The organism is Niastella sp., assembly GCF_045805085.1.
Classification (GTDB): Bacteria; Bacteroidota; Bacteroidia; order Chitinophagales; family Chitinophagaceae; genus Niastella.
The window spans coordinates 1-15,192 of the sequence record NZ_JBJMLX010000189.1; the positions used below are offsets into that span (position 1 = coordinate 1).

A 15,192-nucleotide genomic window follows, 5' to 3' on the forward strand; every position below is an offset into this window, starting at 1 on the left:
AATGTGTTTATTGAAAAAGTATTGCCGGCAGGAATTTTCCGGGAACTCAGCGATGCGGAAAAAGCGGAGTACCGGCGGCCTTATCTGAACGAGGGAGAGGATCGTCGCCCCACCTTATCGTTTCCCCGTCAAATGCCTTTGGACGGAGCGCCAAAAGAAGTGGCGGAAGTAGTAGCTGAATATGGAAACTGGCTTACACAAAGTCCTGTTCCTAAGCTTTGGATCCATGGTAATCCCGGCGCAGTGGAAAATGACAGTGTTCGAAAATTTTGCAGTACATGGCCTAATCAAACTGAGATAACGGTAAAGGGAAAACATTTTTTACAGGAAGACAGCCCTATGGAAATTGGACAGGCAATTGCCGCATTTGTAAAAAAGTTGCGCTAATATAAGTGAGGATCGCGCTGGCTTAACCATCGGGGAGGTCAGCGCGAACCCACATCCCGCTCACGTTCGTCTCCTGTTAGTGCCAATGCCTGAAATTATTGTCCAAATCACCCCATTAGAAAGTCCATCTCGCACCCTGTATAAGTAATAATTCAATAGTAAGTTTGTTTTCCGGATTTATGAATTGAAACAATTAAATTTTTGAAAAATGAAAAGTCAGGATTTTACAACAACATTCTTGTCAGACAAATCTCCTAAAGAAATATTTAATGCTATTAATGATCCTCGTGCCTGGTGGTCTGAAGAAATTGTAGGTTCTACCAACAAATTAAACGATGTATTTGACTATCATTTTGAAGATATACATTCATGTAAGGTAAAGGTGCTGGAATTAATGCCCGACAAAAAAGTAGTGTGGCATATACTTGAGAATGATTTCAATTTTACTAATGACAAAACAGAATGGGTAAACACCAAAGTGGTTTTTGATATAAATGTTCAGGACGGCAAAACTAACCTCACATTTACGCACGTTGGCCTGCAGCCTACAGATGAGTGCTATGAAGCCTGTCACCAGGGCTGGACCCATTACATCCAGAATAGTTTACAAAAATTCATTACCACAGGCAAAGGAGAACCCAATATGACTGGAAGCCCGCAAACTGAAACTGAGAAAAAGTTGTCAGGCTACTAATCCCTTATAAGCCTCATTATAACCTGGACAGATCAGATTTGAGTTTAGCCAGTTTTCCTAACAATGCGGTAGCAGGTACCGGCAGATCGCCTGCGGCCTGGGCAATGGCAAAGTTGAGGGTGTCTATTTCTGTTTCCCTTTTGTTCAGAATGTCCTGGTAGGTGGAGATCTTCTGACCGTCTGATAGTTTGCTTAAGGATAATAAATTATTTAGTACATCCTCGAAACTCAGATTTATATTATGCTGATGGGCCACCGCCAGACATTCTGTAATCACCTGTTTGGCCATTTCCAAAGCAACTGCGTTGCGATGAAATATACCGTTGTCAATTTCCTATTTTCCCTTCGTCATCCATTTGGCTGGTGGCAAACAGCGCACATCTGTAAAGCGCAGGAAAATCCATAAAACTACTTTCTATATGCAAACCATTTTGTAATAATACAACGGGTGAAGTACCCACTTTACCACGTAGTTTATCGGCGATAGCTTTGTTGCCAAAGGTTTTGGTAGTAAGCAGGATCAATCCCCCCAGTTTGTCATAATTGCTGATAGTACTGATGTTCACCTCCGCCTGTAACAATTCGTTGCCCGCTTCCAGTCGGATCACCTCAGAAGTGACTGGTTGTTGGTCAACACTTCCTCTTAAAATGGTTACCTTTCTGTTGTTCGATAGAAGGGACACTGCCAGAGATTTTGCAATTACGCCATTGCCGACGAGGTAGATGTGCATTATTAAGTTTTTTTATAATCTGCCTCTATAACGGATAAGCACAAATTTAGTTCAGATGCAGAAGAAGAAAAGAAGCAACCAGAAACGAATGACCCGTGCGGGCAGGGTGAAGGGGCTTATGCCAATAGTAGAAAACTATTGGATGGTTTGGATTTTGCTGCTTAATAGGGAATACATTAAAAAAATTATATGAAAGCTATTCGTTTGCATGCAAAAGGAGGGGTTGAACAGATCGTTTATGAAGAGGCCCCCGTTCCCGACCTATTGGAAGGAGATGCCCTGGTAAGGGTGCTTGCTTCGGGAATTACCGCTAATGAATTAAACTGGGAACCCACCTATGTTGATGAAAAAGGCAATAGCAGGTTGCCTGCCATTCCGGGACATGAGCTTTGTGGTATTGTTGAGAAAATTTCTCATGGAACAACAGGAATTGCTGTCGGTGACCATGTATATGGGCTTACTTCCTTTTTCAGGAATGGTACTGCGGCGGAATATGTTGCTGTGGAAGCCCGGAGCCTTGCTCCCCAACCGTTAACGCTGAATGCTGTTCAGGCAGCATCGATTCCCCTGGCTGCGCTTACTGCCTGGCAGGCTTTATTTGAGCATGGTGGTTTGTTGCCTGGTCAGAAAGTGTTGATCCATGGCGCTGCAGGAGGGGTAGCTAGCCTGGCAGTACAGATTGCCCGCTGGCGGGGAGCAAATGTTATAGGAACCTCAGATGCAGAAAGTATTGATCTTGTAAAAAGCCTGGGGGCCCATCAGGTGATAAATTACCGATCAGAACAATTTGAGAAAGTGGTCAGCGAGGTGGATCTCGTACTGGATAGTATCGGGGGTGAAACACAAGATCGTTCCTGGCAGGTACTGAAAAGGGGCGGCATATTGGTGTCAATTGCTGGGGAATCAATCAAACAACCACCAGCAGCATGGGGCGTGCGGGGAATATTTTTTATTGTAAAGAGTAATCGTTTGCAATTGATGGAAATTGCCCGGCTCATTGATCGCGGACATCTCAGTCCGGTAGTAGGCGCTATTATTCCTCTTGCTGAGGCACGCAAAGCATTTGAAAAAATATATCAACCCGGAAAAAAAGGAAAGATCGTGTTGCAGGTCAGTGAATGAATAATACCCGGCGGCGTTGTTTCGAAATAATAGGGAAGCAATCGCAGCCCTGTTAAACTTGTTATGTAGGATTTACAGTCAGGTCGTCTGCTTTGAAGGCTTTTGTTGAACCCCTCTTTTTGTTCCGGGGGTTAACCCTTTGTTTTCTGCTAAAAGTAATAGCGGAAATATAATGTAAGATCAATTCAAATCAGTACTTTATAAGGTTAAAATCGACATGCGACATTTCTTTCTCATTGGTATGACACTTCTTACTTCGATAGCTTGCTTTTCACAAAAGCTGCTTGCTGTTGGACAAAAGATAGCTGGCTACTTTAACGGTGATGGGAAAAACAGACACTGCTTTTCTCAGAGTGACAGCTAATCAAAAGACAAAAGCTCCCCACCGTTGGACACTTTTCTTCAGTGACAAAAGCATTCCAGCAATGCAGCTTGGGTGTTGTGACGTAATCCTCGTTAATGAAGGAGATCTTAACGGCGACAAATCAAGAGAAATTTCCGTTTTTAACGCGCCCGAAAACGGCTGTGTATACATGTGGACTACCTACAGCTTCAAAAACAAACGGTGGACTAAGATCATTGAGCCATTTTTAATTGCGACTGACTGTGAAGATTTCAAACCGGCAGATCTCCAAAACAGAGTGTTCAAAGAGGATGACAAAGTGTATTATTGGGACGTTGACCCGAATGGCGAAGAAAGCAAACCAATAAAAGTGCAAGTGCGGGTTCGGTGAAAGTTCAATTCTGTATGCACACCATGAAGCAGATCTTCAATGATGAGCCCGATTCTGCCACGCGAAGTTTGGCGATCAGGTGTTCAGTCTAACATATAAATCAAAATAGATAAATGAGACCCTTGGCTACCTTTTTAATCCTCACGCTGACAGTCGTTCGAACATTTGCTAATGTCGACTATATTGATATTTCCAAAATCAGCAATGACAACAAACTTATTTCAGCTTTTAATTTTGTTAAAAACAACAAAAAATATTATGAAAACTGGACAAACGAATGGAATTATGACAAGCCGAAACAGGACCTGATAACCCAACTTCGTGAGCACTACAATAGCTTTTTAGCGCTCACGACAAAGAATGAAGAAACACTTTTGCTTCTCGGTGATATTGCTCATTATCTATATAACATGGATGACACCTCTTATTACGACATGGCTGTTAAAAATTATGAAGAGGCAGGTTTAAGGGTAAGATCTTTTATGCAATCTTGCTTGACACTTGCGAGGATATCTTTCCGCAATCTTAATTTTCAAATCGCTATTTGATAATCAAATTATCATTGAATGAAATGAGAAGAATGTTGCAACAAGTGGAGACGAAAATCTCGAGACAACTGAGATAATTTGCGATACGGTCTATAGAGGGTACAAAATAAATGAAACGCTTCGGCTGGCCTATTTTAAGTTAAAGCTTTTAAAGTCACCAGGCCGGGACTTTAAAAGCTTTATATGTTATTATATTAAATTGGTTCCTTATACCAGGTAAACGGTATATCATATGTAACTGATGAGCGTAATACGGCTACCGTTATCTTATATTTTCCTACACCTAATATAGGAATTATCACATGGATTTCATCGTCTGTGATGGACTGAATGATAAAATTTCTGAGCATGCCATTATTATCCACTGTTGTAACAAATGTTGGCACCTCATTAGGAGAAAGCAGGTGATGCCCCTTAATAATAAGGATATCGTCTTCTGTAACAGAATCCGGTGTAACAGCAGTAATTTCCGGCGCAATCAGCTTCACAGCGTCCTTTGCCTGGGTTTTTAAACCAGCAACTTCTACAGCAATATTGTGTAATCCAGTCCCGACATTTTGTATGTTAAAAAATATTGACGTATTGCTTTCGGGAGTGGCAGTTATAAGCGAATTATCGAGGTACACCTGTTTGTACTTGTAAGAATTACGAAATCCTTTTCCTTTTATTCTTATCCCCTGTCCTAAAAATGCTGTTGTAGGATCTATAGCATCAATCACCGGCGCATTCAAAGTAAAGGATGTTTTACTGGTTATTGTTTGTCCGTCAATAGCTACGTTGATTGCAGCAGTTGCATTCGCAATATCATCCGGTACTATTGCCTTTAGCGTTTTACTATCTTTTGAAATCACCTTAGCAGCCACATCTCCAAAGCTCACCACAGGGGTTTTTTCATAAAACGCCCCAGTAAGGGTAATGGTATCTCCAATATATCCATTAGCTGGTGAAAAGCCTGTAAATTCCGTAACAGCTATCCTGGTAAAACTTTTTTCAGAGGTCAATAACAAGGTGTCTACCTGCAAATTTATCTTTGTGGAAATATCGGCCATTTCAGGTACCAATACTTTAATCACTGTGTACTTTACATTGTTGGTTGTAGAGGTACTTGCACTCATTACATTTGTTGGTGTATTGCCAAAGCTCACCTTTAAACTATTGGAATTACCGGTAAAATTTACGCCTGTAATACTAACAGTATCTCCAATAGCCCCTTTTTCCGGAGAAAAACTTACCAATTGGGGACGATTAGTGTTTGAGCCATTACCGGTATTGCCTGGTGGATTGGGTGAGTTATTCTTTTCTTTTTTACACATTGTAAAAAGGATAAAGGCGCTAAGCATGAGGATAGAAGTTACATTTCTAATTTTCATAGTTAAATTATTTACTGGGTTCTTTGTAGTCATTTTATATTACTTTACTTATACAACCTGGTTTTATTAAAAATTCCTACTCAGATAATCAGTTGGTCATTTGTTTAACTGTCATGGATTGATAATTTCAGTGTATTGACGGTTTAGAATGTCTGCGTTTTATAATAGATCGGTATTTTGATACTTTTGTGCAAAGCAACAAATAAACAGTACGCAGAAACAGATCGCAATCACGGAGAAAGTTGGACTAAACGCGGTATTTTTTCAGGAAAAGGGCAGGGGGGCATCCTGCTTTGCCAACTGTATTTCACTTGTAATCTTCACCTCTTCTCCCAATCCTACTCCCCCTGATTCCAGGATACGGTTAAAACTAATGCCCCAATCACTACGATTAATTTTACCTGTCACAGTGAAACCAGCTTTTGTACCTCGCATGGGGTCCTTTATGATGCCACTAAATTCCACGTGTAAGACAACGGCTTTCGTTATACCTTTTAAGGTTAATTCACCGTATAAGATGAAAATTTCATCGTTCATCTTTTCAATATTCGTTGACCTGAATGTCAAATCGGGATAATTGTCTACTTCAAAAAAATCCTTTGAATGCAGGTGTTTGTCTCTTTGCTCATTATTAGTATTGAGCGAACTGATGTCCGCAGTCAGCAATATAGAAGCATTACTAAAATCCTCTCCCTGAGTTTCTGCCTCTACCTGAAAGCTCCTGATGAAGCCAGAAACATTGCTGATCATCAGGTGCCTGATCTTAAAATTTAATTCGCTATGTGCAGGATCCGATAGCCACTTTACAGTACTCATTGCTGTTCTTTTAATGATTATTAAGAACACAAGGTTCGAAAATGAACCGCAAATGCATGTAGCCAGATCTGACTTTGCTGTAGTCAAATCTGACCTTGTCATAAAACGGGGCGGATCCTTTAAAAAAACGGACTAAATTTGTAACAAGGAAAAATAGTTCAACATGATAGCTCCGAATAAGATCTATGTCAACACCATTGCTGAATTCCACCGGTTAAGCAATCGTCCTGAACCGGAGCATCCGTTATTAAGTATTACAAGATGTGAAGAGACGAACTGGAAGCCAGAAGGCGGTATTGCAAGTTTAATTCGAAACTTTTATACCATTGCATTAAAAAAGAACGTCAACGCAAAATTTTGGTATGGGCAGCAGGAAATTGATTTTAACAAAGGTGTATTACATTTCATGTTGCCTAAGCAGATAATAAGCATCGATGCATCAATAGAAAGATCTAATCATTCCGGATGGATATTGCTTATCCATCCTGATTTTCTATGGAATACACCTCTGGCAAAAAAAATTAAGCAATACGAATATTTCAATTACAATGTTAATGAGGCGCTGCATCTTTCTGCAAAAGAAGAATCCACTATTATAAATATTTTCGAAGATATATCACAGGAATATCATAATGGGATCGATGCATACAGCCAGGATATTGTACTGGCCCAGATCGAATTGATATTAGCTTATTCGGAGCGATTTTATCAAAGGCAATTTATTACCAGGAAGAAGTATAATTATGGAATTTTAGAACAGTTGGAGATTTTGATCAGTGACTATTTTAAAAATAACGACCTGGCAATAAGAGGGATGCCTACAGTTCAGTATATAGCCGACGCATTGCATATTTCATCCAATTACTTAAGTCGCTTACTTAGAACCATCACAGGACAAACTACGCAACAGTTTCTGCAAGACAGGTTACTGGACTTCGCAAAGGAAAAGCTATCTACTACCGATCTATCCGTATCAGAAATTGCTTATGAATTAGGATTCAAACATCCGCAGTCTTTTAATAAGCTGTTCAGGATTAAAACCGCCCAAACACCTTTGGAATTTCGACACTCATTTAATAGATGAAATCGACGTTTATTAAAAATCTATTCCAATGTACATGTCAATGTACCATACCCTAACTGATCATATCCCCCGGAACCAGAGCCATAATTGCCCCCTCCACCTTCCGGCCTTACTTTCGCTGCATATCGGGCGCTGTATGGTGCTGATAAACCTTTACGTTTTACATAGTGGTTGTATACCAGTTCCCATACCGGTCGTGAATTACCACGGGATGCATCGCTGATCACGGTTTGGTTTACACCCACACAATTAGAATATGATACAAATGGGACATTTTCCATCAGGTTGTATTTTGCTACATATTCCGCTCCTTTGAGAAAACGGTTATCATCATAACCAAACATATCATCTCCCTGGCTCCACGCCATTTCACAGAAAGCGCCCATAAGTGCAATGCCCAGCATAGTATGTCCCTGATCACGGCCACTTTCCTGCCATTGACCCGATCCGTCAGGATGGATATAATAGACTGCATTTTTAATAGCGCCATTTCCAGGTCCATATTTAAAGTATGAAATACCCTCGTTATAGATATCTCTGTCATCACAGAGTACGCCTATAGCCAATACCGAACACATGTTGCACAAGTCCCAGTTGGCATAATAATGAGACATACATCTTTCCGTTCTTGTAAGAAAAGTATGATTTACTTTGTAAAATATATTTAGCATCATTTTCTGAAAAAGGGCAAAATCAGATGCACTCCAGCCTTTATAACCCCTCATGATCTCTCCGGCATTGGCAAACTCATAACCATACAAACCAGCCGCCAGTATAGAGTCATTGGAACCTGCAAGCCTTGTTAAAGTGGAAGACCAGGCATTCATAATTGAAATAGATTTCTTTGCATAACTTTCATCTCCTGATACCTTCCATCTGACAGCAGTAGCATATGCGGCTGCTACATCATTGAACAATAGGGAATAATTCTCACCATGCACACCATCGCTGCCCCTGTATATGATAGGGGCCGGGTTAATGCTCCAGGTAAGTGAGGAATGGGGATTGGCTGTTAGTACATTCCAACCCGACAGCCAGGGCTCGACCTTTGAATCTACTTTTGTCTTCATGCGATCAAATGAGGCCTGTGTACTTAACAGCCCCGGGTGTACGAATGCAGTGTCATGGTCATTGAGAACCTGAGCAGTGGTAGATTTCCCATCTTTTTTGCAGGCAACAGATGCCAATAGCGTAAGGGCACAGATTAAGACCTTGAAGTTTTTCTTCATAAGTTCACCTGCACTCAACAAGTGTGCCAAATCATAGGTTAGCTTATGTGGGTCATTAGTTGTTATTCTTCCGGTGGTTAAAGCCGCCCTAAAAACTAAAAATGAAAAAGGGCGCCCAAAATTACTTTGAGACACCCTCTTTCTACTCGATCTTTAATCTTAATTGCTTCCGCTTTCAACTACATCATAGTTGTTTTATGAGTTGAAGGAGCGCCAATTATTAATTCTTTCGCATATTAGCTAACAATGCACCTCCACTTTTAGGAAATCCAGTACCAGGTTGGAAGGTAACGTTTGTAAAATCAGGATGATCTCCATTGTCAGATGACATCAAAACGGCGCACTCATTGCCAGAACCAAAGCAGATTATGTCATCATCAGATTTGGTATAATTAGTTGCAACTTTTCTTTCACTTTCTGACTGCAAACCATCATACAGATAAAGCGTAATATCTTTTTTAACTGTGAAAGCAGAGAACCCAACCGCCAAAGCAATGGCTGATGCGCTTAATAAATACTTTTTCATAAAATGAGATTTTTTATGTTAATGATTGCCTACTCTTTTAACAGGTTTTCGGCTTTCCCTGATTTACCACCTTAGCGGCGGTGGTTACCGCTTACAACCTGAGCTGCGCAACTCCAGTTGTAGTGTTGGAACCAACAAGTAAAATCTCTACGAATTTTCAGTAATAAATAGTGCATTTGGGTTATGTAAATAGGACGGGCGGGGTTTCTGTAATTTCTCCAGTAACCTGTTGCTTTTTATATAGCCGAATGGCAACAATGGCGAGAAAAACAAAAAATATATTGAATATAAAATGCTGCGGCCAGCTTAATTTCTGTAGCATGCCGCCACAGGTACAAGGTAATTTAGGTGTAAATACAAGCATAAAACCAAGATAAAAGGTAAATGCTGTCATCATCGCCAGTGAACCATAAAGACCTGATAATTTAGTGCGGGGTATAAATAATAGCAATGCTATAATTGATTCACTGACAGGTAGCCCCCAGGCTATAACTTGCGGAAAACTGCCAATAAGGGGAAAGCTTTTTAATACATGTTTTAGATCTTCAAGAACAAGAAATTTATTAATTGCCGTATACACAAACAACAATATAAACAACGCCGAAATCACTTCTACGATCGTAGTTCTTTTCGCAACAACAAAATTCATAAAACCATTTCTTTGTATGGCGCTGCCGGATAAGGTAGCATTTTTCATAAGTACGGTTTTTAATTAGCGAGGGCGCATTGCCGTTTCAACTGGATGCAAGTTAGTTCACCTCATTTATCGTGTTTGCACAATTTGCAATTAGTAATGCATTTTTTTTGCGAGGTAGGAGTAGAACGCGAAATATAATAGCTAAAGCGTTCAGCAAGTGGTATAGACGCCGACATGAAAAACTACTTCGGGAGTATTATACCAGGTTCCATTGAGATAGTGAAAACACGGCGACCCACATATGTGTTGTGTTTATATATGTTATTTTCGCGTCTCCGGTCTCCGAAAGATACCAAAATCAAGTAACTTCAAACTATACACTCGTTCGATTTTAGCAGATTGACAATAGATGAAATGACGGTATGCGTTCAACCTGGTTCCGGAGGGTAAGTCGGAATAACTTTAGCCACTTTTCTAAAAAGAAATATTTGCATGAAAGTATTTTTCTGTAGTCTTTTCCTGTGTGTTAACCTGGCTTTCAGCGGCATGGCTCAAGCGACAAAAGTATTTTATGAAAGAAGGGAGCAGGAATTCGTGATCTATGCCGACAATAATGAGTTGTGCCCTGTATCTCTTACTATAGACCTGGATTTGTCAAATCTGGCTTTTTCAGATAAGGATAAAAAAGTTTTTGTAATCCCACCCAAAACTGAACGATACAGAATTGGCGAACTGACACCAGTGAAAAAAAACGATGAAACAAAATTCCATTACAATTACAAAACTGCGCTGGGCGATATAACGGTAAAAAAATACGATACGTCATTTGTATATGATCTGCCATTTCAAAAAGGTAAATCATTCAGGGTTCATCAGGGATACAACGGTATATTTTCCCATCAAAACGAAAAAGCCATTGACTTTACAATGCCGGAAGGCACTGAAATAATAGCGGCCAGGGAAGGCAGGGTTGTTCAGGTTGTACAAAACAACACCGAATCGTGTCCAAGGGAGGAATGCAAAAAATACAATAACTATATTATAATCATGCATGCTGATGGCACTTATGCATACTATGCCCACATACAATACAACGGCTCGAAACTGAAACCCGGAGACTACATACAGAAAGGGAGTGTTATTGGGTACAGTGGCAATGTTGGCTGGTCAAGCGGACCGCATTTACATTTTGCCTGTTTTCTGCCAGCCTTTGACAAATGGCAAACACTGGAAACCAAATTCAGGATTGACAAAGGAGAAAATGTTGTACTCCTGATGGAAGACAAAGAGTACAAGAGGGATTATTAATGCCCGTGTTATTTGAAAAACTATCTGTTACAATAAATTATACTGCTTATCAATGAAGAAACTATCGATTGTGATCCATGAAGATGTATACTGGTCAAGCGCAACCAGCGCTTTGGATCTTTTCTCCGGCGCAAATCGTTATCTTGAAAGAATTGGTGAATCACCTGCTTTCGACCTGGAACTGGTGAGCGAGAGACCCGAAAGTATCCAGTTGGGGGGAACCGCTCGCTTTATTCGCCAGGTTACTATCCACCATGTAACCCAAACAGATCTTATCGTCATCCCCGGATTCGACGGCGCGAGCAAAAGTATCCTCGAGAAACATGGGGCCATCATCGAATGGATCAAATCGATGCGAAGATCCGGAACAGAGATTGCCAGCCTTTGCGTCGGAAGCTTCTTTTTGGCGGAAGCCGGATTACTAAACGGTAAGGCGGCTACATCCCATTGGTCGGTGACCGATGAAATGCAATTGCGGTACCCGCAGGTAAGATTGCGATCTGACAAGGTTATCACCGATCAGGATGGGATTTACACCGGTGGCGGCGCCTTTGCTTCGCTAAAGCTGATCCTTTACCTGATCGAAAGGTTTTGCGGGCGGGAAACCGCCCTCGCAGTCAGCAAGGCGTATTCTATCGACACCGATTCCTTAAGCCAGGCTCATTTTGCCGTATTTACAGGTCAGCGTCAACATAATGATGACGAAATCCTGAAGATCCAGGCTTATATCGAGCAGAATTATTCCTCCAATATCTCTATCGACCAGGTGTCGGCCTTAACTCATACCAGCAGAAGAAATTTTATCCGTCGCTTTAAAGCGGCCACCAATAATACGCCGATAGAATATCTTCAGCGGGTGAGGGTAGAAGCGGCAAAGAAAGCGCTGGAAAGTGACGATCTGCAGTTGAACGACCTCGCCGGTGTGGCCGGCTACGAAGATATTAAGACATTCAGAATGGTCTTCAAGAAACTGACAGGCATGTCTCCGCGCGATTACCGAAAAAAATATGCGCGAAAGACAGCCATGTTATGATTGGCACCGCCCAGCCGAACCATGTCAGCACGCTGGGGGTACGATTGTGTTTGTGGTTAAAGCAATCCAAGTTTGGGTTTTACCCATTCGGCGAGCCTGTTAATAGAGTCGTTCGATTCCGGAGCACGTCCCGCAGCCATCTGAAACGTATGTTGCATGCCCGGGAAAATGTCCACCTTTATATCAACACCAGCCTGCATGGCCTTCTCCGCCAAACGCCGGCTATCATCCAGTAATACCTCGTCTCCGCCAACATGGATATAGATCGGCGGCAACCCCTTCAGATCTCCATACAACGGATTTGCATACTGATCTTTGATATTGCCCCCTTCTCCCACAAACATCAGCGCCATAGACTTTACCCAATCGCGCTGCAGCAACAGATCCTTCCCGTTATTGGAGTCCATTGAATCTCCGACTGCTTCCATATCAAACCAGGGAGACATCGGTAATGCCGCAGCCGGTAAAGGAAGACCTTTGTCCCGGGCAAGCAACAACCCGGTTATCGCCAGGCCGCCCCCTGCCGAATCTCCTGTAAAGGCGATGTGATGGGGCTCTATTCCCTGGCTTAGCAGCCATTCATACGCCGCAACCGTATCGTTGACCTGCGCCGGATGCACATGCTCGGGGGAGCGGCGATAGTCCAGGATCAATGCCCTGGCGCCGGCGGCTTTCGCCAGGTGAGCAAACATTTTCCGGTGTGTATACATAGAACCTGAAAAGAAGCCGCCGCCGTGAAGACACAGCAGGACCCTGTCTTGCACGGCCTCTTTCGGCACTGCCCACATGGCCGGCACACCCCCCGCGTTCGTTTCGATATAATCCACTCCACCCGGCTCTGCCGTAAGACTTTGCCAGTTTTCACCAAAATCCCGCGCCGCATCGAGCGACTCATGTTTGGGGGCGGCTTCAACGATCTTCAGCCACCATTTACCTACTTCTTCTACTTGTTTGCTTGGTTTGTTAACCTGAGTTTCCGTTGTCATAGTAATTAATTTTAACCAAAATTACTCCCGCCACATCCCCTGAAAAACCGGCATTCGTGCCTTTTAAAGGGGGTGTTTTTGACAACCCATGAATCGCCCTGGGTCTTTTACAATAATTTACACAGTTTACATTTGAATTTACAATCCTGACCATTCAAGCTGAAAGGATCAAAGTAGTTTCGCTGTATCAAACTTTTAACAGGATATGAAAAATAAAAGAAATGTTTTGTACAGCCTGATTATCATGCTAGCAGGAGTGATCTGTTTTCCCGTACAGGCCCAACAAAAAAATGGCGCTCAGGATACCGTTGAAACCATACACGTATCCACTTCCCATGCACCCAACAGCTTTGTTCGCACCATCAAGCGGGATCGAAAGGGGAACATTTGGTTTGTTTCAAACGAAGGTATTATCCGTTATGATGGAAAGTCTTTTACAAATATTACCAGTAAAGTGAGTTCAGCCCGCTTCTGGAATGTTCTGGAAGATCGAAAAGGAAATCTTTGGTTCGGTACCAGAGATTCAGGTATTTACTATTACAATGCCCGCCTGAATGATTTTCAACATTTCACAACCAGGGATGGGCTTGCTAATGATCGGGTTGGGAATATGTATGAAGATAAAACTGGTAATATTTGGTTCGGCACTGAAAACGGAGTAAGCCGTTATGATGGGAACTCCTTTCAAAACTTCACAACCAGGGATGGGCTTGCTCATGATCGGGTTGGGAATATTTATGAAGATAAAACCGGTAATATTTGGTTCGGCGCTGAAAACGGAGCAAGCCGTTACGACGGGAAGTCCTTTCGAAGTCTTAAAATGAAAGAAGCCGCTTCTGGTACTTCTACTGATTCTTTCCATATTTCAATTTACCAACATCCGATTCCGGAAAATAGTTGGATGCATAATGCTGTTAATTCTATCATTGAAGACAAAACAGGAAAACTTTGGTTTGGCACAAAGGGTTATGCCTCCGGTTATGATGGAAAGACATTTACCACTATAACTAATAAGGATGGTAAACCTTTTGCAAATGTCCGTTCGATAATCAAAGATAAAAAAGGCAATATCTGGCTGGGGGCTTTTGATGGCCTTTGGCGCTATGACGGCAGTACATTTACCAGGTTTACTCAAAATTTTGTTGGATCTATCTACGAAGATAAAAAAGGAAATATCTGGACTAGTTCACAAAGAGCTAATAATGGCGGGTGGGTACTTTCCCGCTATGATGAAAAGTCATTGACCAATGAAAAGCCAACTGTAACCGAAATAACAAATAAACCAATGATCTCCGGGATTTTAGAGGACGATAAAGGAAATATTTGGTTTAGCGCTTCTGATGGAGTGTATCGTTATGATGGAAAGACCATCACGGACTTTAAAAGTGCAGCCGGTCAGAAATAATTTGGGTTCATGTTCCGATCGACTATACTTCAGCAAATCAAACATACCCTGTTATACATAATTAGCATTATTGGTATCTGTTACTATATGATAGCATTAAACGAACAAGGTAACTTCAGGTAATTTTTAATCTTTTATATGCATTGGCCTCATTTATTCTTTTTACATTTAGTGATCAAAACCAATTTTTAGTCATTAAACATTATTGTATGCCAGTGCAACAAGTAAAAGCCTTTCTAAAAGAGATTCATAAAATCGGGGCCTTAATTTCGCTGGAAAAAGCGAAGGAAATGATCGAATCCTGGCAAAACCAGGAACCTGAAGCCGTTAAATCAATTCTCTACGGCAGAAATATCTTTGAGCAATTAATGCAGGTGCCCGGTTGTGTGGGTATCCGCGTTTTTAACGGGTTGAATGATGATGGTCAGCAGGCGTTTGTGTTTGTACCTGTTGGTGAAAGAAATCAGAACATTCTGAATTACTCAGTTTACAAAGAAAACGGTATGGTTGTGGTTGAAGCGCCTATTGCTGATGGCGGATTACCATGTCCCACATATTGTCCTGTACCGGCTGCTGATGTTG

At 41.6% G+C, this 15,192-nt stretch carries 17 protein-coding genes and 1 pseudogene; 10 read left to right on the forward strand and 8 right to left on the reverse strand.

Annotated elements, in window-relative coordinates; translation table 11 throughout:
* Positions 1-387: pseudogene (locus ACJ751_RS09600) on the forward strand (haloalkane dehalogenase); the annotation flags it as partial.
* A gap of 208 nt (positions 388-595) precedes the next feature.
* A complete protein-coding gene (locus ACJ751_RS09605) occupies positions 596-1,081 on the forward strand; it encodes an SRPBCC family protein (RefSeq protein WP_407745270.1) in 486 nt (161 codons plus the stop codon).
* Between the two features lie 16 nt (positions 1,082-1,097).
* Here ACJ751_RS09605 and ACJ751_RS09610 read toward each other — a convergent pair whose 3' ends face one another.
* Both ACJ751_RS09610 and ACJ751_RS09615 read right to left on the reverse strand, forming a co-directional pair.
* Positions 1,098-1,412 carry a ketopantoate reductase family protein gene (locus ACJ751_RS09610; protein ID WP_407745286.1) on the reverse strand — a complete coding sequence of 105 codons (315 nt, stop codon included), beginning with the start codon at positions 1,410-1,412 and terminating at the stop codon, positions 1,098-1,100.
* Positions 1,408-1,812: a ketopantoate reductase family protein gene (locus ACJ751_RS09615; protein WP_407745271.1), complete on the reverse strand. Its 405-nt coding sequence runs from the start codon at positions 1,810-1,812 to the stop codon at positions 1,408-1,410. The genes ACJ751_RS09610 and ACJ751_RS09615 overlap by 5 nt, the downstream gene beginning before the upstream one ends.
* 189 nt (positions 1,813-2,001) lie before the next feature.
* On the opposite strand from ACJ751_RS09615, the gene ACJ751_RS09620 reads away from it, so the two are divergent.
* The 3 genes from ACJ751_RS09620 (at position 2,002) to ACJ751_RS09630 (ending at position 4,216) form a co-directional block, all read left to right on the forward strand.
* Complete coding sequence (locus ACJ751_RS09620; RefSeq protein ID WP_407745272.1) at positions 2,002-2,934, forward strand: NADP-dependent oxidoreductase; 933 nt, start codon at positions 2,002-2,004, stop codon at positions 2,932-2,934.
* Between the two features lie 323 nt (positions 2,935-3,257).
* The gene (locus ACJ751_RS09625) at positions 3,258-3,668 is read left to right on the forward strand and encodes a hypothetical protein (RefSeq protein WP_407745273.1); all 411 of its coding nucleotides are present in this window, start codon (positions 3,258-3,260) and stop codon (positions 3,666-3,668) included.
* Between the two features lie 122 nt (positions 3,669-3,790).
* A complete protein-coding gene (locus tag ACJ751_RS09630; protein WP_407745274.1) occupies positions 3,791-4,216 on the forward strand; it encodes a hypothetical protein in 426 nt (141 codons plus the stop codon).
* Between the two features lie 194 nt (positions 4,217-4,410).
* Here the strand turns inward: ACJ751_RS09630 and ACJ751_RS09635 are convergent, their stop codons facing one another.
* Both ACJ751_RS09635 and ACJ751_RS09640 read right to left on the reverse strand, forming a co-directional pair.
* Positions 4,411-5,586 (reverse strand): IPT/TIG domain-containing protein, encoded by a 1,176-nt coding sequence (locus tag ACJ751_RS09635; RefSeq protein ID WP_407745275.1) that lies wholly within the window; start codon positions 5,584-5,586, stop codon positions 4,411-4,413.
* A 264-nt stretch (positions 5,587-5,850) separates the two neighbouring features.
* Positions 5,851-6,402 (reverse strand): YceI family protein, encoded by a 552-nt coding sequence (locus ACJ751_RS09640; RefSeq protein WP_407745276.1) that lies wholly within the window; start codon positions 6,400-6,402, stop codon positions 5,851-5,853.
* A gap of 163 nt (positions 6,403-6,565) precedes the next feature.
* Between ACJ751_RS09640 and ACJ751_RS09645 the strand changes: the two genes are divergently transcribed.
* Entirely contained in the window at positions 6,566-7,486 is a 921-nt protein-coding gene (locus tag ACJ751_RS09645; protein WP_407745277.1) for a helix-turn-helix domain-containing protein, read from the forward strand.
* 20 nt (positions 7,487-7,506) lie between these two features.
* Here the strand turns inward: ACJ751_RS09645 and ACJ751_RS09650 are convergent, their stop codons facing one another.
* The 3 genes from ACJ751_RS09650 to ACJ751_RS09660 all read right to left on the reverse strand — a co-directional run bounded on the left by ACJ751_RS09650 (position 7,507) and on the right by ACJ751_RS09660 (position 9,938).
* Positions 7,507-8,715 carry an alginate lyase family protein gene (locus tag ACJ751_RS09650; protein ID WP_407745278.1) on the reverse strand — a complete coding sequence of 403 codons (1,209 nt, stop codon included), beginning with the start codon at positions 8,713-8,715 and terminating at the stop codon, positions 7,507-7,509.
* Between the two features lie 220 nt (positions 8,716-8,935).
* A complete protein-coding gene (locus ACJ751_RS09655; protein WP_407745279.1) occupies positions 8,936-9,241 on the reverse strand; it encodes a hypothetical protein in 306 nt (101 codons plus the stop codon).
* A 181-nt stretch (positions 9,242-9,422) separates the two neighbouring features.
* Complete coding sequence (locus ACJ751_RS09660; protein WP_407745280.1) at positions 9,423-9,938, reverse strand: MauE/DoxX family redox-associated membrane protein; 516 nt, start codon at positions 9,936-9,938, stop codon at positions 9,423-9,425.
* Positions 9,939-10,370: 432 nt separating this feature from the next.
* On the opposite strand from ACJ751_RS09660, the gene ACJ751_RS09665 reads away from it, so the two are divergent.
* Positions 10,371-11,186 (forward strand): M23 family metallopeptidase, encoded by an 816-nt coding sequence (locus ACJ751_RS09665; protein WP_407745281.1) that lies wholly within the window; start codon positions 10,371-10,373, stop codon positions 11,184-11,186.
* Between the two features lie 52 nt (positions 11,187-11,238).
* Positions 11,239-12,219 carry a GlxA family transcriptional regulator gene (locus ACJ751_RS09670; RefSeq protein ID WP_407745282.1) on the forward strand — a complete coding sequence of 327 codons (981 nt, stop codon included), beginning with the start codon at positions 11,239-11,241 and terminating at the stop codon, positions 12,217-12,219.
* Between the two features lie 56 nt (positions 12,220-12,275).
* Here ACJ751_RS09670 and ACJ751_RS09675 read toward each other — a convergent pair whose 3' ends face one another.
* Positions 12,276-13,205, reverse strand: a complete 930-nt coding sequence (locus ACJ751_RS09675) for an alpha/beta hydrolase (protein ID WP_407745283.1) — start codon at positions 13,203-13,205, stop codon at positions 12,276-12,278.
* Between the two features lie 205 nt (positions 13,206-13,410).
* On the opposite strand from ACJ751_RS09675, the gene ACJ751_RS09680 reads away from it, so the two are divergent.
* Both ACJ751_RS09680 and ACJ751_RS09685 read left to right on the forward strand, forming a co-directional pair.
* Entirely contained in the window at positions 13,411-14,610 is a 1,200-nt protein-coding gene (locus ACJ751_RS09680; RefSeq protein ID WP_407745284.1) for a two-component regulator propeller domain-containing protein, read from the forward strand.
* Between the two features lie 209 nt (positions 14,611-14,819).
* On the forward strand, positions 14,820-15,192 hold a 373-nt coding region (locus tag ACJ751_RS09685), incomplete at its 3' end, for a hypothetical protein (protein ID WP_407745285.1).